17 protein-coding genes and 1 pseudogene are annotated in these 20,413 nt (G+C 70.9%); 6 read left to right on the top strand and 12 right to left on the bottom strand.

All coding sequences use genetic code 11. The features are described 5' to 3' along the window. The first annotated feature begins 20 nt into the window (after positions 1-20). Entirely contained in the window at positions 21-665 is a 645-nt protein-coding gene (locus AB0I89_RS15385; RefSeq protein ID WP_357126179.1) for a hypothetical protein, read from the top strand. A 47-nt stretch (positions 666-712) separates the two neighbouring features. On the opposite strand, the gene valS is transcribed toward AB0I89_RS15385, so the two are convergent. The 5 genes from valS to AB0I89_RS15360 are packed head-to-tail and all read right to left on the bottom strand — an operon-like array spanning position 713 to position 9,116. Further along, positions 713-3,277 (bottom strand): valine--tRNA ligase, encoded by a 2,565-nt coding sequence (valS, locus tag AB0I89_RS15380; RefSeq protein WP_357126176.1) that lies wholly within the window; start codon positions 3,275-3,277, stop codon positions 713-715. Between the two features lie 56 nt (positions 3,278-3,333). Continuing rightward, the gene (locus tag AB0I89_RS15375) at positions 3,334-5,214 is read right to left on the bottom strand and encodes an ABC transporter ATP-binding protein (RefSeq protein WP_357126173.1); all 1,881 of its coding nucleotides are present in this window, start codon (positions 5,212-5,214) and stop codon (positions 3,334-3,336) included. After that, positions 5,211-7,100, bottom strand: coding sequence for an ABC transporter ATP-binding protein (locus AB0I89_RS15370; RefSeq protein ID WP_357126170.1), 1,890 nt, complete (start codon positions 7,098-7,100; stop codon positions 5,211-5,213). The genes AB0I89_RS15375 and AB0I89_RS15370 overlap by 4 nt, the downstream gene beginning before the upstream one ends. Positions 7,101-7,137: 37 nt before the next feature. After that, entirely contained in the window at positions 7,138-7,647 is a 510-nt protein-coding gene (locus tag AB0I89_RS15365) for a methylated-DNA--[protein]-cysteine S-methyltransferase (protein WP_357126167.1), read from the bottom strand. Next, on the bottom strand, positions 7,644-9,116 hold the full coding sequence (locus AB0I89_RS15360; protein WP_357126164.1) for an AlkA N-terminal domain-containing protein: 1,473 nt from the start codon (positions 9,114-9,116) through the stop codon (positions 7,644-7,646). Before AB0I89_RS15360 ends, AB0I89_RS15365 begins: the two co-directional genes overlap by 4 nt. Positions 9,117-9,358: 242 nt before the next feature. On the opposite strand from AB0I89_RS15360, the pseudogene AB0I89_RS15355 reads away from it, so the two are divergent. Together AB0I89_RS15355 and AB0I89_RS15350 are read left to right on the top strand one after the other, a co-directional pair. Next, positions 9,359-9,784 (top strand): annotated as a pseudogene (locus tag AB0I89_RS15355) (hypothetical protein); the annotation flags it as partial. Between the two features lie 453 nt (positions 9,785-10,237). Next, positions 10,238-10,972: a peptidase E gene (locus AB0I89_RS15350; protein WP_357126161.1), complete on the top strand. Its 735-nt coding sequence runs from the start codon at positions 10,238-10,240 to the stop codon at positions 10,970-10,972. Positions 10,973-10,979: 7 nt separating this feature from the next. Here AB0I89_RS15350 and AB0I89_RS15345 read toward each other — a convergent pair whose 3' ends face one another. Beyond that, on the bottom strand, positions 10,980-11,324 hold the full coding sequence (locus AB0I89_RS15345; protein WP_357126158.1) for a hypothetical protein: 345 nt from the start codon (positions 11,322-11,324) through the stop codon (positions 10,980-10,982). A gap of 109 nt (positions 11,325-11,433) precedes the next feature. On the opposite strand from AB0I89_RS15345, the gene ychF reads away from it, so the two are divergent. Both ychF and AB0I89_RS15335 read left to right on the top strand, forming a co-directional pair. Further along, entirely contained in the window at positions 11,434-12,519 is a 1,086-nt protein-coding gene (gene ychF / locus AB0I89_RS15340) for a redox-regulated ATPase YchF (RefSeq protein ID WP_357126155.1), read from the top strand. Positions 12,520-12,982: 463 nt separating this feature from the next. Beyond that, on the top strand, positions 12,983-15,682 hold the full coding sequence (locus AB0I89_RS15335; RefSeq protein ID WP_357126152.1) for an RICIN domain-containing protein: 2,700 nt from the start codon (positions 12,983-12,985) through the stop codon (positions 15,680-15,682). A gap of 491 nt (positions 15,683-16,173) precedes the next feature. Here the strand turns inward: AB0I89_RS15335 and AB0I89_RS15330 are convergent, their stop codons facing one another. From AB0I89_RS15330 to AB0I89_RS15305, 6 genes are all read right to left on the bottom strand, one after another. Next, positions 16,174-16,446, bottom strand: coding sequence for a hypothetical protein (locus AB0I89_RS15330; protein ID WP_357126149.1), 273 nt, complete (start codon positions 16,444-16,446; stop codon positions 16,174-16,176). Positions 16,447-16,452: 6 nt separating this feature from the next. Next, positions 16,453-17,547, bottom strand: a complete 1,095-nt coding sequence (locus AB0I89_RS15325) for a hypothetical protein (RefSeq protein WP_357126145.1) — start codon at positions 17,545-17,547, stop codon at positions 16,453-16,455. Positions 17,548-17,556: 9 nt separating this feature from the next. Continuing rightward, entirely contained in the window at positions 17,557-17,844 is a 288-nt protein-coding gene (locus AB0I89_RS15320; protein ID WP_357126142.1) for a hypothetical protein, read from the bottom strand. Positions 17,845-18,367: 523 nt separating this feature from the next. Next, the gene (locus tag AB0I89_RS15315; RefSeq protein ID WP_357126138.1) at positions 18,368-18,769 is read right to left on the bottom strand and encodes an arsenate reductase ArsC; all 402 of its coding nucleotides are present in this window, start codon (positions 18,767-18,769) and stop codon (positions 18,368-18,370) included. Continuing rightward, positions 18,766-19,503 carry an MIP/aquaporin family protein gene (locus AB0I89_RS15310; RefSeq protein WP_357126135.1) on the bottom strand — a complete coding sequence of 246 codons (738 nt, stop codon included), beginning with the start codon at positions 19,501-19,503 and terminating at the stop codon, positions 18,766-18,768. Before AB0I89_RS15310 ends, AB0I89_RS15315 begins: the two co-directional genes overlap by 4 nt. Continuing rightward, positions 19,500-19,793, bottom strand: coding sequence for a metalloregulator ArsR/SmtB family transcription factor (locus tag AB0I89_RS15305; RefSeq protein WP_357126571.1), 294 nt, complete (start codon positions 19,791-19,793; stop codon positions 19,500-19,502). Before AB0I89_RS15305 ends, AB0I89_RS15310 begins: the two co-directional genes overlap by 4 nt. A gap of 165 nt (positions 19,794-19,958) precedes the next feature. Between AB0I89_RS15305 and AB0I89_RS15300 the strand changes: the two genes are divergently transcribed. Further along, positions 19,959-20,390 (top strand): ArsI/CadI family heavy metal resistance metalloenzyme, encoded by a 432-nt coding sequence (locus tag AB0I89_RS15300; protein ID WP_357126132.1) that lies wholly within the window; start codon positions 19,959-19,961, stop codon positions 20,388-20,390. Positions 20,391-20,413 lie beyond the last annotated feature (23 nt).

Genomic DNA, 20,413 nt, shown 5'->3' with positions numbered 1-20,413 from the left:
CACCCACGAGGCTGGTGGACGTGACTGTCGAAGCGGAGCGCAGACCCTTGGCTGACCCGTACTCCCGCCGTAGCCGGGCGTGGCTGATCAGCCTCGCCGCTGCCGGCCTCGCGTCCGCGACGGTCGCGACGGCCGCCCAGGGCAGCGGCCGGTTCCACTGGTGGGCCGGCTTCATCCTGATCCCGGCCGCGCTGATCGCGGCCAGCGGCGGCCCGCTGCTGGCCCGCGGCGGTGGTCGCGCCTTCGCGGGTTACGTCGTCGCCTGCGTCGGGGCACTGGCGTTCGTGGTGGGCGCGCTGCTGATGTTCGGCGCGATGGGTGAGGGCTGGCCACTGCTGGTGGTGCTGCCCTGCCTGGCGGTGGCCGGCACGTACGGCTGGCATGCGGGTCACCCGCTGGCCCGTGGTCTGCACCGCGCGGTGGCGCTGCTCGCGCTGACCGGCGCGCTGGTCGGTGTGACCCTGCAACTGCTCCACGCCCGGGTGATCCACCTGGAGACGGGTTGGTGGGGCGCGTTCATGATGCTCGCCGGGGTCATCGTGCTGGGCAACGCGGCTGAGCTGGCCCGGCACCGGATGCCGTACCGGCTCCAGGCGATCACCCTGCTGGTCGGGCCCTCCGTGGTGGCCTTCCTGCTCGGCCTGCGCTTCCTGCGCGGCTGGTGACGGCCGGTCCGCCGCCGCCCCCGGGGGGTGGGCGGCGGCGGACCCGGTCAGAAGGCGCAGGCGATGACGAGTTCCGGGGTGCGGTCCGGCAGCAGGTCGAGCTTGCCGATCCGGCCCGCAGCCCGCAGGTCGTCGGCGACCAGGGTGAGCTGCTCCAGCATCGCCGCCGGGCCGAGCGCCTCGGCCAGCGGCACCTCCGCCTTCATCGACAGTTTCCGCTCCGACTTGGCCCGTCGCACCTGGCCCAACGCGTCCCCGGCCAGCCGCAGCAGCGCGGGCTCGCCCGTCCCCTCGATCGCGCGGGCCACCTCGTAGGTGGTGGGCCAGGGCGCGCGGTGCACCGACCCGTACCGCCACCACGACCAGATCTCCTCGGTGACGTACGGCAGCACGGGCGCGAACAGCCGCAACTGCACCGACAGCGCCGAGGCCAGCGCCGCCCGCGCCGAGTCGGCCGCCGCTCCGGTGCCGTACGCCCGTTCCTTGACCAACTCGATGTAGTCGTCGCAGAACCGCCAGAAGAACGCCTCGGTCACCTGGAGGGCGGCCGTGTGGTCGTACCCGTCGAAGGCCGTGCTCGCGGCGCTCACCACCGTGCCCAGTTCGGCGAGCATGGCGCGGTCCAGCGGGGTCGTCGCGGTCGCGCGCAGCGCGTCCGCGGCGCCCAGGCCGAGCGCGAACTTCGACGCGTTGAGCAGTTTGGTGGCCAGCCGGCGGCCGACCTTGATCTGCGCCGGGTCGAAGGCCAGGTCCATGCCGGGTTTGCCGCTGGCCGCCCAGTAGCGCACCGCGTCCGAACCGTGCTGCTCCAGCAGCGCGAGCGGGGTGACCACGTTCCCCTTGGACTTGGCCATCTTCTTGTGGTCCGGGTCGAGGATCCAGCCGGACAGCACGGTGTCCCGCCAGGGCAGCACCCCGTGCTCGAAGTGCGAACGGACCACGCTGTCGAAGAGCCAGGTTCGGATGATCTCCTGCCCCTGCGGGCGCAGGTCCATCGGGAAGACCTGCGCGAACAGCTCCGGGTCGGTCTCCCAGCCGCCGACGATCTGCGGCGTCAACGACGAGGTCGCCCAGGTGTCCAGCACGTCCGGGTCGCCGATGAAGCCGCCCGGCCGCCCGCGCTGCGACTCGTCGAAACCGGGCGCCGGGTCACTGGACGGGTCGACCGGCAGCGTCGACTCGTCCGGCGTGAGAGGGTGGGACCAGTCCGGCTCGCCAGTGTCGTCGAGCCGGTACCACACCGGCACCGGCACTCCGAAGAAGCGCTGCCGGCTCACCAGCCAGTCGCCGGTCAGGCCGCCCACCCAGTTGTCGTAGCGGTGTTTCATGTGCGCCGGCACCCAGTGCAGCTCCGCGCCCCGGGCCAGCAGCGTCGCCCGCAGTTCGGCGTCCCGTCCGCCGTTGCGCAGGTACCACTGGCGCGTGGAGACGATCTCCAGTGGCCGGTCGCCACGCTCGTAGAACTTCACCGGGTGGGTCACCGGACGCGGCTCTCCGATCAGGTCACCCGCGTCGGCCAGCATCCCGACGATCTCCCGGCGCGCGCCGTTGACGGTCTGCCCGGCCAGCCCCGCGTACGGCGCCGCGGGCACCCCGGCCGGCGGCTCCGGCAGCAGACGGCCGTCCCGGCCGATCACCACCCGGGTGTCCAGCTGTAGCTCACGCCACCAGGTCACGTCGGCGAGGTCGCCGAACGTGCAGACCATGGCGATGCCGGTGCCCTTCGCGGGATCGGCGAGCGGGTGGGCGCGCACCGGCACCTCGACGTCGAACAGCGGGCTGCGCACGGTCGCGCCCACCAGGTCGGCGTACCGCTCGTCGTCGGGGTGGCAGACCAGCGCGACGCAGGCCGGCAGGAGCTCCGGCCGGGTGGTGTCGATGAGCACCTCGCGCCCGCCGGGCCCGGCGAACCGCAGCCGGTGGTACGCGCCGGGACGTTCCCGGTCCTCCAGCTCGGCCTGGGCCACCGCGGTGGCGAAGCCGACGTCCCACAGCGTCGGCGCCTCCGCCTGGTACGCCTCACCCCGGCGCAGGTTGCGCACGAACGCCCGCTGGCTGGTGGCGCGGGCCATCCGGCCGATCGTCGTGTACGTCAGGGACCAGTCCACCGAGAGCCCGAGCCGCCGCCAGAGGGCCTCGAAGACCTGCTCGTCGGCGACCGTCAGCCGCTCGCACAGCTCGATGAAGTTGCGCCGCGAGATCGGCGTCGGGTCGCGTCGGGCGGCGTCGTCGACCGGGGTGGCCGGCGGCCGCCACACCGGGTCGTACGCCAACGCCGGGTCGCAGCGCACCCCGTACACGTTCTGCACGCGACGCTCGGTGGGCAGCCCGTTGTCGTCCCAGCCGATCGGGTAGAAGACCGCCTTGCCCCGCATCCGCTGGTAGCGGGCGACGGTGTCGGTGTGCGTGTACGAGAAGACGTGCCCCATGTGCAACTCGCCCGATACGGTCGGCGGCGGGGTGTCGATGGAGTACACGTCTTTCCGCTCCCGGGAACGGTCGAACGCGTACGTGCCCTCCTCCTGCCAACGCTGCGCCCAACGCTCCTCGAGCCCGTCCAGACTGGGACGCTCGGGAACGCCGGCGCGGGCCGTCCTCGCCGTATCGGTCATCTGCCGATCGTAGGCATCAGCCGGGTGCCGAGCCACGCAGTTGCGTATCGCCGGTCCTACCCGAGCGAGTCGCGCCACTGCCGGTGCAGGGCCGCGTACCGGCCGCCGGACCCGACCAGCACGGCCGGCGGGCCGTCCTCGACGACCTTCCCGCCGTCGACGACGAGCACCCGGTCGGCCGTCTCCACTGTGGAGAGGCGGTGTGCGATCACCAGCGCCGTCCGGTCCCGCAGGATGGTGCCGAGCGCGCGTTGCACCAGCCGTTCCGTCGGCACGTCCAGCGACGACGTCGCCTCGTCGAGGATCAGCACGGTCGGGTCGGCGAGGAACGCCCGGGCGAACGCGACCAGTTGTCGCTGGCCGGCGGAGAGCCGCCCGCCGCGCCGGTGCACCTGGGTGGCGTACCCGTCGGGCAACGCGGCGATGAACTCGTGCGCGCCGATCGCCTGGGCGGCGGCCCGCACCTCGGCGTCGTCGGCGCCCGGCCGGCCGAACCGGATGTTCTCCGCCACCGTGCCGCTGAACAGGTGGTTCTCCTGCGTCACGAGCACCACGGCGCGGCGCAGGTCGGCGTCGCACACCGCGCGCAGGTCGATGCCGTCCAGCAGGACCGTGCCGGCGTCCGGGTCGTGGAACCGGGCCACGAGCTTGGCGATGGTCGACTTGCCCGCGCCGGTCGGCCCGATCAGCGCGACCGTCTGCCCGGCCGGCACCCGCAGGTCCAGTCCGGCGAGGATGGGGGTGTTCGCGCGGTAGCCGAACGAGACGCCCCGGAAGGTCAGCTCGCCGTGACCGGGGCCGCGCGGCAGCGGCACCGGCCGGGCCGGCTCGGCGACGCCGGGCCGTTCGTCGAGCACCCCGGCCAGCTTCTCGAGCGCCGCCGTCGCCGACTGCAACGAGTTGTAGAACTGGCTCAGCTCCTGCATCGGCTCGAAGAAGCGTCGCAGGTAGAGCAGGAACGCGGCGAGCACGCCGACCTCGGTCCGCCCGCCGAGCACCCGCCACCCGCCGTAACAGAGCACGACCGCGACCGTGAGGTTGCCGATCAACTTGATCGCCGGCGAGTACGTGGCGATCAGCCGGAACGCGTGCAGGCTCGCCCGCCGGTAGTCGTCCCCGAGCGTCACGAAGATCCGCTGGTTGCGCGGCTCCCGACGGAACGTCTGCACCGCCCGGATGCCCCGCATCGACTCGACGAAGTGCACGATGACCAGCGCGACGGCCTCCCTCGTCCGCCGGTAGGCGGTGGCCGAAGCCCGGGCGAACCAGCGGGAGAGCCAGAACAGGAACGGGAACGCGAGCAGCGTCACCGCGGCCAGTGGCAGGTCCAGCCAGAGCAGGATGGCGGCCACCGACAGGATCGACAGCGCGGCGAGCACCAGGCTGTCGATTCCCCCGTCGACCAACTCGGCGATGCTGTCCAGGTCGCTGGTGAGGCGGGACACCATTCGACCCGAGGTGTACCGCTCGTGAAAGCCCACCGACAGTCGTAGGAAGTGCCCGAACACCCGCTGTCGCAGGTCCAGCAGGACGGCCTGGCCGATGCGGGCGGAGAGGGTCAGGAAGCCTCGGCGGGCCGCGTACTCCGTCACGGCGGCGGCGGCGAACGCCCCGGCCACGGCGACCAGCGGGGTGGCGTTCCCGGCGCGCAGCGGGGCGATGGCGCGATCGATGCCGATCATGACCAGGTACGGGCCGGCCATCGCGGCGGCGTTCTGCGCGAGCAGCAGACCGACGGCGGCGGCGAGTCGTCCCCGATGCGGGCGCAGCAGGTCGGCCAGCAGGGCCCGGCTGTGCCGGCGCAGCCGGGCGACGGCCTCCGGGGTGTCCTCCTCGGCCCGACTCCGGTCGGCCTCCGGGTCGGTGGCCGTCCCCCGCCAGCGGGCCAGCTCCGGCTCCCCCTCGGGAGACGGATCGGCCTGCTCCGGGGTTGTCACGAGCGCACCAGGCCCCAGCCGTCCGAGGTGGACGCGCCGGGCCCCGGCGGCCCGACACCCCCGGGCCCGGTTCCGGCTGGGTGGACGGCGGCGGCCGGTTGCGCGGGTGGTGGCTCGGCGGCGAGCAGCGCCCGGTAGGCGGGCACGGTGGCGAGCAGTTCCGAGTGCCGGCCGATCGCGGCGATCCGTCCACCGTCGAGCAGGGCGACGCGGTCGGCCAGCGCGATCGTCGACGGTCGGTGCACCACCAGCAGGGCGGTGCTGGCCCGCAGCACCTGCCGTAGCGCCGCCTCCACCAGCGCTTCGGTGTGCACGTCGAGGGCGGAAAGCGGGTCGTCGAGCACCAGCAGCGCCGGGCGACCGAGCACCGCCCGCGCCAGGGCCAACCGCTGCCGCTGGCCCCCGGAGAGGGACAACCCCTGCTCACCCACGCGGGTGGCCAGGCCCCACGGCAGGTCGTACGCGAAATCGGCCTGTGTCAGCGCGAGGGCCGCGCGGACCTCGTCGTCGCCGGCGTCCGGGCGGCCCAGGGTGAGGTTCTCCCACACCGACATGGAGAAGAGGGTGGGCTCCTCGAACGCCACCCCGACCAGCCGGCGCAGCGAGGCCAGCCGCAGGTCGCGCAGGTCGTGCCCGTCGAGGGTGATCCGGCCGCCGGTCACCTCGTGCAGTCGGGGCACCAGCGAGAGCAGGGTGCTCTTGCCGCAGCCGGTGGCACCGACCAGGGCCAGCGTCTCGCCGGGCTCGATGGTCAGGTCGATCTCGTCCAGGACGCCGGTGGCCGCGCCCGGGTAGCGGAAGGCGACCCGTTCGAAGCGGAGCCGACCCTGGACCGCGTCGCGGCTGAGCGTGAGCGCGTCGGGAGCGTCCACGATCTGCGGTGGAGTGTCCAGCACCTCCTGGACCCGGTCGGCGGCGGTGGCGGCCTCCTGCCCGTTGGCGATGATCCACCCCAGCGACTGCACCGGCCAGATGAGCATCAGTTGGAGGCTGGCGAACGCCACCAGCTCCCCGATCGTGAGCACGCCCCGCGCGGCGGCGGCGGCACCGGCGACCAGCACCACGCCCAGCGTCAGGTTGGGCACCAGGTCGAGCAGCGCCGCCGTGTTCGCCAGCAGCCGGCCCTTGCCCACGCCGGTGTCGTGTAGCGCCCGGGCCCCGTCGGCGAAGCGGGCGGCCAGCTCGGGCCCCCGCCCGTACGCCTTCATGGTGCGCAGGCCCTGCGCGGTCTCCTCGACCAGCGTCGCCACGTCGCCCTGCTGGTCCTGCATCCGCCGGGACGCGGTGTGGTAGTGCCGACCGAACCGGCGGGTGATCAGCAGCAGGGGCACGGCGCTGGCCGCGACCAGCAACCCGAGCGCCGCGTGCAGGTGGATCAGCAGCAGCACCACCACCACGTAGGTGGTCAGGTTGAGCACCAGGAAGAAGACACCGAAGGACAGGAACCGGCGGATCACCGACAGGTCGCTGGTGATCCGGGAGAGCAGTTGGCCGGACTGCCAGCGGTCGTGGAAACTGGCCGGCAGCCGTTGCAGGTGCGCGTAGACGTCGGCGCGCAGTGCCGCCTCCATGCCCACCGCCGAGGACGACTGCACCCACCGACGGATGAAGATGAGCACCGCCTCGACCACGCCGAGCAGCAGCGCCAGACCACCGAGTTGAAGCAGGCCTGCGGGCTCGTGGCGGGCCACCGGCCCGTCCACCACGCGCTGCACCACCAGGGGTACGGCGATCCCGGCGGCCGTGCCGGCGAGCCCGGCGACCAGCAACCAGGCGAACTCGGTGGCGTACGGGCGCAGGTAGCGGCGCAGCCGCCAGAGGTTGTGCACGGGGTGGCGGCCCGCGGCGACCGGGGCGGCCCGGTCGCCGTCGCTCTCCACAGGCACTACCCGACGGTAGCGTCATTGGGTGCCCGTGTAGTTGTCAGCTTGCCGTCAACCGCCGCTCATGACCGAGAAGCCACTTCTTCACGTCCAGCCCCCAGCGGTAGCCACCGAGGCTCCCGTCGGTACGCAGCACCCGGTGGCAGGGCACGAAGAGCGCCGCGGCGTTACGCGCGCAGGCGGCGGCCGCGGCCCGCACCGCGGGTGGCCGCCCGGCCAGCGCCGCGTATCCCGTGTAGGTGACCGGCGCGCCCGGCGGCACGTCCCGCAGCACCTGCCAGGCGTACGCCATGAACTCGCCGCCGGTGTGCTGCCGTACCGGCACCGAGTCGATGGCGGTGAGATCCCCGTCCAGGTAGGACCGAACGGCCACGGTGGTCGGCCCGAGATCGGCGCGTGGTCGTACCGGCGCTCGCAGACTCGGGTGGATCAGGGGCGGCAGCGCCTCCGGGTCGGGGGTGAAGCCGGCCGCCAGGACCTGACCGTCGCGGTCGGCGAGGATGCTCAGCGGACCGGTCGGGGTGGTCAGGACGGTGCTGTCGATGCTCATGCGGCTCTCCAGAGTCTGATCGTGGCGTAGGACCGCCAGGGGCGCCACCGTTCGGCGTGCGCGTCGAGGGTCGTGTGGGGTAGGCCGAGCGCCGTCGCGCCCCGGCGGATCGCGAGGTCGCTGTCGAGGAGGACGTCGGGGTCGCCGAGGGCGCGCATGGCGAGGTAGTCGGCGGTCCACGGCCCGATCCCGGGCAGCGCGAGCAGCCGCCGCCTGGTCTCCTGACGGTCACCCCCGGGCGCCAGGTCCACGGATCCGTCCACCAGGGCACGGGCCAGCCCTCGAATGGCGTCCCGCCGCCGCCCCGGCATCCCGAACTCCCCGTCGGAGATCCCCAAAACCTCCTCCGGCGTGAGGAACCCCCGCAGGTCACCCCGTTGATCATGAAGTTGTTGTCGCGACACGCCGTCGTCGGTGGCAACAACTTCATGATCGACGCGGGTGGCCAGCAGGCGGGTCAGGGTGGTGCGGGCGGAGCGCACCGAGACCTGTTGGCCCACTATCGCGCGTACGGCCATTTCGAAACCGTCGACCGCGCGGGGGACGCGGATCCCGGGCTCGGCCGTCACCGCCGGGGCCAGGGCCGGGTCGGCCGCCAGCGTGGCGTCGACCGCCTCCGGGTCCGCGTCGAGGTCGAGCAGACGCCGGCAGCGGGCCACCGCCGGCGCGAGGTCGCGCAGGTCGGCCAGGCGCAGCGTCGCCGTCACGTGCCCGTCCGCCGGGGTCAGGGCCACCTGGCCGAGGCCGTGTGGCAACCGCAACCCGCGGCGGTACGTCCCGTCGCGTACCTCCTCGACACCTGGCAGCGCGCGCAGCGCGAGGAAGTCCAGCAGCGCGTGGGCGTGCAGCGGCGGACGGTACGCCAGCCGGAGCGTGATCGTCCCCGCCCCGATTGCCGCCAGGTGTCGGCCGCGAGCGGTCCGCAGCTCCGAGGGGGCGCTCGCGTACACCTCGCGGACCGTGTCGTTGAACTGCCGCACGCTGCCGAAGCCGGCGGCGAACGCGATCTCGGCCATCCCCAGCCCGGTCGTCTCGATGAGGATCCGCGCGGTCTGCGCACGCTGGGCCCGGGCCAGCGCGAGCGGCCCGGCCCCCATCTCGGCGCGCAGCATCCGGTGCAGGTGCCGTTCGGTGTAGCCCAGCCGCGCGGCCAGCCCCGGTACGCCGTCCCGGTCGACCACCCCGTCGGCGATCAGCCGCATCGCCCGGCCCACCACGTCGGCGCGGACGTCCCACTGCGGCGAGCCGGGCGCGGCGTCCGGCCGGCAGCGGCGGCAGGCGCGCAGCCCGGCGCCCTGGGCGGCAGCGGCCGACGGGAAGAACCGGACGTTCTGCCGCTTCGGCGTGATCGCCGGGCAGGATGGCCGGCAGTAGATCCCGGTCGACGTCACGCCGGTGTAGAACCAGCCGTCGAACCTCTGGTCGCGACTGTCCACCGCCCGGTAGCACCGTTCGAAGTCCATCTCCACGCCACCGATGATGCCCCGCTGCTCAAGCCGTCGGCTGGCGGAAATCAGACCCGACCATCACCCACCCCCAAACCCACCCCCGCTTTTCCCGGTGATCAAGAGGTTCGCGTCACGACACGCCGTACCCCGTGACGCGAACTTCTTGATCACCGAGGCGGAGAGGTGGGGGTGGGGGATTTCCGCCCGGGAGTGTCGGTCGTCCCGGGTAACGTCTCGCCACCAACTCAAGAAGGGGGGCGGCGATGGCGAGCGTTGCGGGTTGGGTGGCGGCGTCTACACACGGCTCGATTCCGCCGTTGCCCCGCGCCGTGGTGCAGTCCTTCTACCGCCGGATGCGGGCCGTCGCGCCGGCCGCCGTCGGCGCCATCGAACGGGACCGGTCCGCCGACCAGGCGGAGCCGTTCGCCGACACCGCCTGCGGCCGGCTGGTCCGGTCGCTCGACGAGGCCGGCCTGCGGGCGCTCGGCATGTGGACGCATCACCGGTGCATGCGTTTCTACGACGACGACACGACCGTCGGCCGGCGGCTGATCGCGGAGATCGCGGCCCGGCCCAGCCTCGGCTGGACGGCGGACGAGGTGCGCTGGATGCTGCGCGAGTCGAATTCCGCAGGGCCGGCGGCAGCGGACCGGTTCACCCTGCCCCGCGCCGCGTGCGCGCAACTGCCCGCGTCCGAGCGGCCGTGCGACGACCTGCCCGCCGAGATCGAGCCTCCCGCCGGAGGTGCGGCGGCGAGACGCCGGCCCGATCCGCAGGCGACTCCGTCGGCCGCGTCGAGCGGCACCGCCGACCCGGCCAACGCGCGGCCCGCTCTCATTCCCCGGCAACGCCGCGCCGGCTGAGCGAGTTGAGCCGACGGCCCGCCGGCTGAGCGAGTTGAGCCGACGGCCCGCCGGCTGAGCGGGTTGGGCCGACGGCCCGCCGGCTGAGCGGGTTGGGCCGACGGCCCGCCGGCTGAGCGGGTTGGGCCGACGGCCCGCCGGCTGAGCGGGTTGGGCCGACGCCGTGTCGGAAGATCGACGGAGGTCGGGCAGGTCGACGCGCCCGAATGCTGATAGCCCCTGGACAATGATCGACTACGGCAGGATGGAGGGCAGAGCACACCGACGGAAGGATCGCTCATGCCCGCCAGCGAACCCACCATCCTCGCCACCAGCATGGGCTTCTTCCGTGGTGACCGGGGGCCGTCCGACCTGCGCCCCGGCCCGATCTTCGAGCTGGCCGCCGAGTTGGCCGAGGCCGGTCCGCAGCCACGGATCTGCTACCTCGGGCAGGCCGTCGGTGACCAGCCGACCTCGTTCACCGCTGTCTACGGTGCGTTCGCCGACACGCGGTTCCGTCTGTCGCACCTGGCGCTGTTCCCGATGCCGAACGTCGACGACGTCCGAGCCCACCTGCTCGCCCAGGATGCGATCTGGGTGGGCGGCGGCAGCGTCGCCAATCTCGTCGCGGTCTGGCGGGTGCACGGGCTGGACGAGATCCTGCACGAGTGCTGGCAGGCCGGCGTGGTGTTGGCCGGCGTCTCGGCCGGCTCGATCTGCTGGCACGTGGGCGGCGCCACCGACAGCTTCGGACCCCGTCTGCGGGGCTACACGGAGGCGTTGGGTTGGCTGCCGTACGGCAATGGCGTGCACTACGACAGCGAGAGTGAGCGCCGGCCGCTGATGCACGAGCTGGTCGGCGACGGGACGTTGCCGACCAGTCACTGCACTGACGACGGTGTCGGCCTGGTCTACCGGGGGACCCGCCTGGTCGAGGCGGTCGCCGACCGCGAGGGCGTCTCGGCGTACGAGGTGAGTCGTCGCGCGGACGGCAGTGTGCGGGAAGAGGTCATCGCGCCCCGCCTGCTCCGGTGAGCGCGGGTCAGACCCGATCCTCGAACGCGGCGCACACGGTCGCCCGCACCTGCTGCCCCTCGATCGCCCGCAGCAGCTCCCGGGCCAGGGCGATCTGCTGCGCCTCGTCGACCGACGGGTCCATCGGCGTCACCTCCACCCGCCACCGGAAGTAGAGATAGCCGTCCTCGTCGGTGGCGGCGAGCCGCGGGTCGGCGCCCTCGTTGGTGTTGATCTCCAGCAGGTTGGCCCGGACGTCGACCGAGTCCCGGCGGTAGGGCTTCGCGTCGGGCAGCCGGGCGCGGATCAGGTCGAGCAGCTCCGCCGCCGTCAGCGGGCCGTCGACCATGATGAGGAACCGCAACGTCGGCACGTCTGCCACCTTGGCAGACGCGCTGAGGGGCGACCAGGGCCGCGTCCGGCCCGGTGGATTCGGAGCCGCGTGGACCGGTCCGCTCGGCACCGGCGTAAGCTGGCTCGTCGTGAGTCTCACCATCGGCATCGTCGGCCTGCCCAACGTCGGCAAGAGCACGCTTTTCAACGCGTTGACCAAGAACGACGTGCTGGCGGCGAACTACCCGTTCGCCACCATCGAGCCCAACGTCGGCGTGGTCGGGCTGCCCGACGAGCGGCTGGGCAAGCTCGCCGAGATCTTCTCCTCGCAGAAGGTGCTGCCGGCTCCGGTGTCGTTCGTCGACATCGCCGGCCTCGTGCGCGGCGCGTCGAAGGGGCAGGGGCGGGGCAACGCGTTCCTGGCCAACATCCGGGACGCCTCGGCGATCTGCCAGGTGGTCCGGGCCTTCTCCGACCCGAACGTGGTGCACGTCGACGGCAAGGTCTCCCCGGCCGACGACATCGAGACGATCAACACCGAGCTGATCCTCGCCGACCTGCAGACCCTGGACAAGGCGCTGCCCCGGTTGGAGAAGGAGGCCAAGCTCCGCAAGGACCGGGCCGCCGCGGTCGCCGCCGCGAAGCAGGCCATCGAGGTGCTGGACGGCGGCACCACCCTCTACTCCGGGGCCGCCGCCGCGAAGATCGAGCTGGAGCACCTTCGCGAGCTGCACCTGCTCACCACCAAGCCGTTCCTGTACGTCTTCAACGTCGACGAGGCCGAACTCGCCAACGAGGCGTTCCTCGACGAGCTGCGGGCCCTGGTCGCCCCCGCCGAGGCTGTCTTCATGGACGCCAAGATCGAATCCGAGCTGGTGGACCTGCCCGAGGAGGAGGCTCGCGAGCTGCTGGAGTCGATCGGCCAGAACGAGCCCGGCCTCAACCAGCTCGTCCGCGTCGGCTTCCGTACGCTCGGGCTCCAGACGTACCTCACGGCCGGCCCCAAGGAGGCCCGGGCCTGGACCGTCCCGGTCGGCGCGACCGCGCCGGAGGCCGCGGGTGTCATCCACAGCGACTTCCAGCGCGGCTTCATCAAGGCCGAGGTGGTCTCCTACGGCGACCTGGTCGAGGCCGGCTCGATGGCGGCGGCCAAGGCGGCGGGCAGGGTCCGCATCGAGGGCAAGGAGTACGTCATGCAGGACGGCGACGTCGTGGAGTTCCGCTTCAACGTCTAGGTGGGCCGCGTTCGCGCAGTTCACGGGCTACGTCACGCCTCCTTGGTCCGCAGGGAGTCCGCAGGCCGTTCGGCGAGACCCAGCGTTTCGGTCATCAGAGCGGCCGTCGCTTCGCGGGTCCGATCCTCGACCGTCGGCCACAGGTGGCTGTCTAGTGGCGTAGGTCGTGCAGTGTGAAGCCGGTGACCCCGGCGTCGACGGTGGTGCCGACCGGCCTTTCATCCTATCTTTGCTGCGGCTTTTGTCGGCATTGATGGAATTACAGGCTTCGGCACAAGATAGATGAGTCCAAATCCTTGACTCGGTGCCCATGTTGCCGGTTAATCACATCTACGTGTCGGCCGTGTTCACCCTCCCGGGTGACCGACGCCCCTGGCGGACCGTCGAATCGATTCGACTACTGCCAGCAGCGAAGCCTTGACCCGGAGTTGTAAGGCTGCTGGGTGAGTCACAGGAGGTTGCCGTGCATCGTACGAACGTCCGCTGGGGTGGCCGATTGTCGGCGTCGGCCAGAGGGCTGGCCGCGGCCGTGGCGCTCGCCCTGCCCCTGACGCTGGGTGGCCTGACCCTGGCGACTCCCGGGTCGGCCCTGGCCGTGCCGGTCGCGACGCAGAGTGTCGCGGCCGCCGGAGTTGACGGTGTGGCGGCCGGTAGCGCTGCGATCGCCTCGGTCGATCTGAGCGGGACGTGGAGCTTCACGCCCTCGGGTCGGGGAACGACGTCGATCGCGGTGCCCGGTGGCGGCTGGTACAAGCAGGGCTTCACCGACGTGAACGAGGCGGTGTACTCGCGCAGCATCACCGTGCCGGACTCGGGGCAGCCGCAGTCGACCTGGATCGAGTTCGGCGCCGTCAACCACCAGGCGACACTGTCGGTCGACGGCCGGGTGGTGGCGACCCAGACGACGGCGTTCACCCCGTCGAACTTCGACATCAGTAGCTACGCCGCACCGGGCACCACCCACACGATCAGCGTGCAGGTGAAGGGCCGCGGTGCGTTGCGGTCGTCCGACGGCAAGTACCTGGTCCCGATCGCGGCCGACTGGTCCGAGGCGGTACCGCAGGGCATCTACCGGTCCGCGTCCCTGCGGGTGTACCCGGCGGTGTACGTCAGCGACGCGTTCGTCCGTACCTCGGTGGCGAACCGCACCCTCAGCTACGACGTGTCGGTGACCAACTCCTCGGCCGCGACCAGAACGGTCACCCTGGGCGGGTCGATCACGTCCGACGGCGCGGGCTCTTTCAGCTACCCACAGTTGCCGCAGCAGAGCGTGACGGTGGCGGCCCGTTCGACGGCGAAGGTCACGGTGGGCCCCGTGGCGTGGGACCTCGGCGCCACCTCGTACTGGTGGCCCAACGTGCCGTACCGGTCCGGGTACCGGGCCCAACTGCACCGCCTGGCGATCCACGCCACCGCTGACGACGGCCGCACCAGTGACGCCACGTACCGCTTCGGGTTCCGGGAGAGCACGCAGAACAGCGAGTACTACTACCTCAACGGCGCGCGGGTGAACTTCCGCGGCGACAGCCTGCAGGGCGCCGACTACGACCGGGTCAACAACGGCGGGAAGGGCGACGCGTACGACACCCTGCCCGGCTTCCTGCCGCCGTCGTCTGGCAACGGCGGCTGGCCGCAGGCGGTGGACAACTACCAGCGTCTCAACTACAACGTGGTACGCATGCACATGGAACCGGCCAGCCCGTACATGCTCGACGTGGCCGACGAGATGGGCCTGATGGTCATCGACGAGACGGCCATCCGCAGTGGTTCCCAGGACTTCGTGTCCGGACGCACCAACATGGTGGCCCACGCTCGTGCGCTGACCCTGCGCGACCGCAACCATCCGGCGATCATCCGCTGGAGTCAGATCAACGAGCCCAGCTCCAACAGCAACGACTCGCAGCAGTTCCAACAGGACCTGTACGCGGCGATGAACGGCAACGACGGCACCCGGCCGATCAGCATCGACGCCGGCATTGGCGCGGACTCGCCCAGCCGGTACCCGGCCATGACCTACCCCAACTTCACCATCTTCGCGCACTACCTGGACGGCGTCGGCCGCTACGGCGAGGCCCTGAATCGCCACACCGGGCGCCCGGACGGCGAAGGCGAGTACATCTGGCCCGCCTGCAGCACCAAGCAGGGCTTCACATGGTTCGCCACCGCGACTGCCGCCAAGCGCGGCAAGGACGCCAGCGACCTACGCCCGTACACGCTGCTCTCCGCCTGGGCCAGCGTCGTACCCGGCGTGCGAACCACCGACTTCACCACGGAGGAGAACACTCGCCCGGTCTACGGCGCGGACAACCTGCCCGACCCGTGGAGCAACGCGCAGATCCAGCGTGTGCAGGCGGCGTTCAACCCGGTGGCCGCGATCGACCTCCCGTACTGGTCCGCCTCCGGCAATTCGGACTCCAACGGCAGCTTCCCGCTGGCGCAGGCGGTGCCCAGCTACGCCCGCAACGCCACGGTGACCCGCAACATCACCGTGTTCAACGACGACCTCACCAACACCTCGGTGGGCTTCACCTGGACCGCCCGGCTCGACAGCCCGACCGGCGCGGTCGTCGCGTCCGGCAACAGCACCCTGACCGTCCCACTCGGCTCGCGGGTCACCCAACCGGTGTCCTTCACCGCCCCCGCCACCGGCAGCCGCGTGTACCTGCAACTGTCGACCGCCAAGTCCGGCAGCACCGTCTTCACCGATGCGGTCGAGTACTTCAACCTCGGCGGAAGCGGTGGAACCGGGCCGGCAGCAGGCACCTACCGCATCGTCAACCGCAACAGCGGCAAGCCCCTCGCCATCGCCGGCAACTCCACCGCCGACGGCGCCAAGGCGGTCCAGCAGAGCGGCACCCCCACCTGGACGATCAGCACCACCCAGGACGCGTACACCCTGCGCTACACCGCGTCCGGAAAGATGCTCGACGTCAACGCCGGCAGCACCACGCAGGGCCTGCAACTGCAACAGTGGTCGGCCAACGGCGGCACCAACCAGTCGTGGTACCTGCGGCCCACCGGCGACGGCTACTACACCATCGTCAACCAGGCCAGCGGCCTGGCAGCCGACGTCTACGCCGCAGCGACCAGTGACGGCGCGCAGGTCGTACAGTGGACCGCCAACAACGGGACCAACCAACAGTGGCAGTTCGTGCGCGCCTGACCAGCGCCAGAGGCGGTTGACAAGTCCGACCGCCGGTGACCAGCTGACGATGTGGTGACGTCTACTCGGGCACGGATTCCCGTGCCCGAGTAGACCACGACCCGCTCTCGATGGAATAGACAAATCAGTACCGCACGGCCGCCTGCATCGGGCCCTCGCCTCACTCGGCTGAAGGACCCCGCCGGCGTCAACAGCAACCTCCGGAAGATCATCGGCAACAACCTGGGCTTCCGGTCGCTGATGAAAGCGCGTTTCGGCGCTCACCAGGCAATCGCGGTAGTCGGTGCTGTCGCGTAGTGCTACAGCACCGACTACGAGCGCCATAACGCACACCTGTGGCACATGGACCTGCTCGCCCGCGCCGGGCGTCACGTCGAGCTGGCGGCACTCGGCCAACGCGATGTGCACGTTCGGCAGGTGGCAAGGGTGTGTTGGTTGCCTGGGGGTCAAGGGGTCGGGGTTGATATCCATAGGCGGATCGAGATGGAGCGTCACTCGGGCGGCAAGTAACTAGAGGCGAGATCTTCACGCTCTTCCGGGGTCATCTTCTGATAGGCGTTCCAGAAGGTCTGGAAGGGTGTTGTTAGCTCAGCGCTGTAGGCCGGGCTCGTGGCTGCTTGGCGCAGGGTGAGTTGACCGGATTGGACGGCGGTGGCCATCTCGCTGAGTAGGGGATTCTCACTGCGCGCCAGGTGGTCGAGGATGCGGCGGAGGGCATGGGCTTGTTTCTCGTCGCCGCTGCCGATGTCGTCTAGGTTGTCCACGAAGTCTTATGCCTTCACGCCTGCGAGGGGGTGGTCATAGCGGCCGCCGTCGGGGAGCGCGGGGAGGGCGACGGCGTCGAGGTCGCTGAGTTCGCGGCTGAGTATGGCGCGGAACGTGAGGACGGCGGCGGCGATCTGCTGGGAGAGTTTGGTTGCTTCGCCCCAGAGTCGGAACATGTCGGCGACTTCTGCGGCCGCGACGCCGTAACCGACGATCGCGCCGACCCCGCTTGCTGCGGTGGCGGTGCCGGCGGCAGCGCTGACGCCAATGATGATGGCGCCGTCGATGAAACTTTTGACAATGCCGCCGAGGGCTTCCCCGGCGGACCAGACGGCGTCGGCCATGCCCCGGTACGCCTTGCTGATTGCGGACAGGGGAGTGCGGAGGTCAGCGGTGGCGTTGGCAGTGGTCGTGAAGTAGCGGAAAGCTCCGTCGCCCGCGACGCCCTGCCACAAGGGACGCAGGGTCGTGGTACCGGACTGGACGTTGTAGGCGAGGTCATGCAGGGCGGCCCCGATGTTGTCGACAACCGGGCCCATCTTGGCCAGGGCTTCCCAGTCCCCGGAGACCTGGCTTTGGAGCCTACCGATGGGGTCGAAGCCGAAGATGTTGTTGAACACTTCGTTGAGCCAGTTCGACGGGCTGACGTAGTCCATCCAACCCAGCGCGTTCGGGGGCTTGTCCGGGTCGCCCGGCGTGTCAAGGTGGCCGCGCACGTCGCGCACGTCGACGAAGTTTGCGGGAGCGCAGGGGTTGTTCGCCAATTCCAGTTCAAGGGCAGTGATGCACCGGTCGCCCGCTGGCGGCAGGGTGAGCTCAAGGCGGTCGGCGTTGGCCAGGTCAGTTGTGCGGTAATAGCCAGCGGCAGCCCGCAGCTCGGGGGCGGAGTTCTCCAGAAGGCAGGCGAGTCGCTTGAGAGTGCTGTCTATGACCTCGACCGCTTGCTCATGTGCGGCTTTGGCGATCTTCAGATGCTCGCCTCCCGTGGCCACGTCGGCATGGCGGTTGAGGTAGCTGCGCACCTCCCACACATCGGCGGCACCACGATCGACCTGGCGGGCGAAGCCGACCAAAGCTTCCGGCTCGACGGACAACGTCATAGTTAGCGCCTAGTCCGTAACGAAGACGCCGGTCACGCCCACAACAGCGAAGACGACAGCGGCGGCGAGCACGTAGAGCCGCGGACGCGGTTCACTGATGACGTAGCTAGACAGGCCCAATGCGCCGCTGAGGATCGCGATCGCGTACCACGGGAAAGTAGCCGGCGTGGGCTGGCCGATGAACACCATCCACGTGGCCATGACCGCGACAAAGATCGTCGCGTAGGCGACCACCTGCCGCATGTTCCGATAGGCGGTGTGCTGCAACCGGGCGACCGACTCCTTGTACGCCTCCACCGCCGCAGCGCGCTCATCCTCGCTGACCTGCCGTCGCCTACTACGGCTACCAGGCTTCCGGCCTCCACCCATGCCGCCGAAGATACATCGACGGTCACACCCTCGCTGCCCTGCGTAAGCAGCACCTGTGGCCCCGGTCTTACCAGTCGCGTGCCCGTGAGGTGCCCCGATACGCGGGTCGGCGAGGGGCAACGACGGTGAAGGACGCGAGGCGCTGACGCCGCTACGAGCGCTCGCCGACGGTCAAGACACCGCCTGAGAAGCGGATCCGAGGATTCCTCAGTTGAAGGGCAGGTCTGGCGACAGGGACCGGTACCAGAGGCAGGGGGCGCAACAGAGGAGCACGATGAGCGCCACGATGGCGATCAGAGCGATCCCGCTGAGACCGCCGATGGCGAACAGGTTCCTGAGCGCGTTCCTGCCGCGGCCCGCACCATCGTCGTTCCTGGCCAAGACGCCCCCATGATCGGCAGTGTTGGTGGCGACAATGTAGCTGTCGGGCCTTCCCTGCGCGGTGGCGGCGTCAGGGGCGTAGCTCTCGTAGCAGGGCGTCGACGCGACCCTTGATGTCGTCGCGGACCTCGCGGACGACGTCGATGGATTGCCCGGCCGGGTCGGTGAGTTTCCAGTCTTCGTAGCGTTTGCCGGGGAAGACGGGGCAGGCGTCGCCGCAGCCCATGGTGACGATGACGTCGCTGGCTTCGGCGGCGTCCCAGGTGAGTCGGACCGGGGTCTGGTCGGTGATGTCGATGCCGACCTCGCGCATGGCGTCGACGGCGACCGGGTTGATCGTCTCGGCGGGTTCGCTGCCGGCGCTGCGGACCTCGACGGTGTCCCCGGCGAGGTGGCGGAGCCAGCCGGCGGCCATCTGTGAGCGGCCGGCGTTGTGCACGCACACGAACAGGACACTGGGCTTGTCGCTCATCGGGCTTCTGTCTCCTCGGCGAGGTGGGGTACGAGGACATCGCCAGCGACGTCTCCGGCGTGGGGGTACCAGGCGGCGAGCGCGGCGACGCCGACCAGGCCGCCGACGAGCTGGGCGGCCACGAAGCCGGGCACCGAGGTGGGGGCGATTCCGGCGAAGGTGTCGGTGAAGGCCCGGCCGATGGTGACGGCGGGGTTCGCGAACGACGTGGACGAGGTGAACCAGTAGGCCGCCCCGATGTAGGCGCCGACGGCGGCGGGCGCGGTGGCGGTCCGGCCGCTGCGGGCGAGGGCGAAGACCAGGACGACCAGGCCGGCGGTGGCGACGACCTCGGCGAGCCACAGGTTCGCGCCGGTGCGCTCGGTGTGTGACCAGGTGACCGCCGGCAGGTCGAACATCAGGTTCGCCAGCACGGATCCGGCGACCGCGCCGGTGACCTGCGCGGCGGTGTAGGCGACGAGGTCGGGGACGGTCAGGCCGGTGCCGGCGCGGCGGCCGAGCCACCAGTCGACGGCGGACACGACGGGGTTGAGGTGCGCGCCGGACACCGGCCCGAACACGAGGATCAGCGCGCCCAGCGCGAACGCGGTGGCGATCGCGTTCTCCAGTAGTTGGAGCCCGACGTCACCGGGGGAGAGGCGAGCCGCGGCGATCCCGGACCCGACGACGGCGGCGACGAGGAGTGCGGTGCCGGCGAACTCGGCCGAGGCCCGGCGGGTGAGGTTGCGGCTCACGCGGTGGCAGGAGTGGTCGGCAGATCGAGCAGTACGCCGAGCTGACGGAACGCCTCGGGCTCCACCCTGTACCACACCCAGGTGCCGCGACGTTCGGAGTCGACGAGGCCGGCTTCCCGCAGCACCTTGAGGTGGTGGGAGATGGTCGGCCCGGACAGGTCGAACGCCGGGGTCAGGTCGCACACGCAGATCTCCGGCACCGACGCGATCATCGACATCAATCGCAGTCGGACCGGGTCACCGAGGGCCTTGAACATCGGCGCGACCACCGCCGCCTGTTCGGCGTCCATCGGGCGGGCCGCCAGCGGCGCACAGCAGGCTACCGCTTGCAGGTCCACGACCGGCAAATTCTGTTTCGGCACTCATCTACCTTGACAGACATCGAATCAAGCTGCAACGGTGGGGTTGCTTCGAAATCCGTCTAGACAGCAGTTCGCCCCAGCAGGAGGATTCCCATGTCCCGTGTTCAGCTCGCTCTGCGCGTGTCCGACCTCGACGGCTCGATCGCGTTCTACTCGAAGCTGTTCGGCGTCGACCCGGCCAAGCGTCGGCCCGGCTACGCCAACTTCGCCGTCGAGAACCCGCCGCTGAAGCTCGTCCTCATCGAGGGCGAGGCCGACCAGCCCACCGCGCTGGATCACCTGGGTGTCGAGGTGTTCAGCACCGACGACGTCACCGCCGCCACCAGGCGCCTCACCGACTCCGGCCTGATCACGCTGGAGGAGAACGACACCGAATGCTGCTACGCGCTGCAGGACAAGGTCTGGGTCCGCGGCCCCGGTGCCGAGCGCTGGGAGGTCTACACCGTCAAGGCCGACGCCGACACGCTCACCAAGGCCACCGACACCGAACCGGTGGCCAGCGGAGTCGGCTCACACTGCTGCTGACCACGGCAGATCTGCGCCTCCGG

Source organism: Micromonospora sp. NPDC049801 (assembly GCF_040656575.1).
In the GTDB taxonomy this organism is placed as follows: Bacteria; Actinomycetota; Actinomycetes; order Mycobacteriales; family Micromonosporaceae; genus Micromonospora.
Note: the sequence above shows the minus strand (reverse complement) of the source record. Positions and strands in the feature narration are given on the sequence as shown.

Coding starts and splice junctions, on each gene's coding strand:
- valS (WP_357126176.1), bottom strand. CDS start 3,277: ATGACCGATACGGCGAGGACGGCCCGCGCCGGCGTTCCCGAGCGTCCC.
- AB0I89_RS15365 (WP_357126167.1), bottom strand. CDS start 7,647: ATGAGCATCGACAGCACCGTCCTGACCACCCCGACCGGTCCGCTGAGC.
- AB0I89_RS15350 (WP_357126161.1), top strand. CDS start 10,238: ATGCCCGCCAGCGAACCCACCATCCTCGCCACCAGCATGGGCTTCTTC.
- AB0I89_RS15325 (WP_357126145.1), bottom strand. CDS start 17,547: ATGACGTTGTCCGTCGAGCCGGAAGCTTTGGTCGGCTTCGCCCGCCAG.
- AB0I89_RS15315 (WP_357126138.1), bottom strand. CDS start 18,769: ATGAGCGACAAGCCCAGTGTCCTGTTCGTGTGCGTGCACAACGCCGGC.
- AB0I89_RS15305 (WP_357126571.1), bottom strand. CDS start 19,793: ATGGACGCCGAACAGGCGGCGGTGGTCGCGCCGATGTTCAAGGCCCTC.
- AB0I89_RS15300 (WP_357126132.1), top strand. CDS start 19,959: ATGTCCCGTGTTCAGCTCGCTCTGCGCGTGTCCGACCTCGACGGCTCG.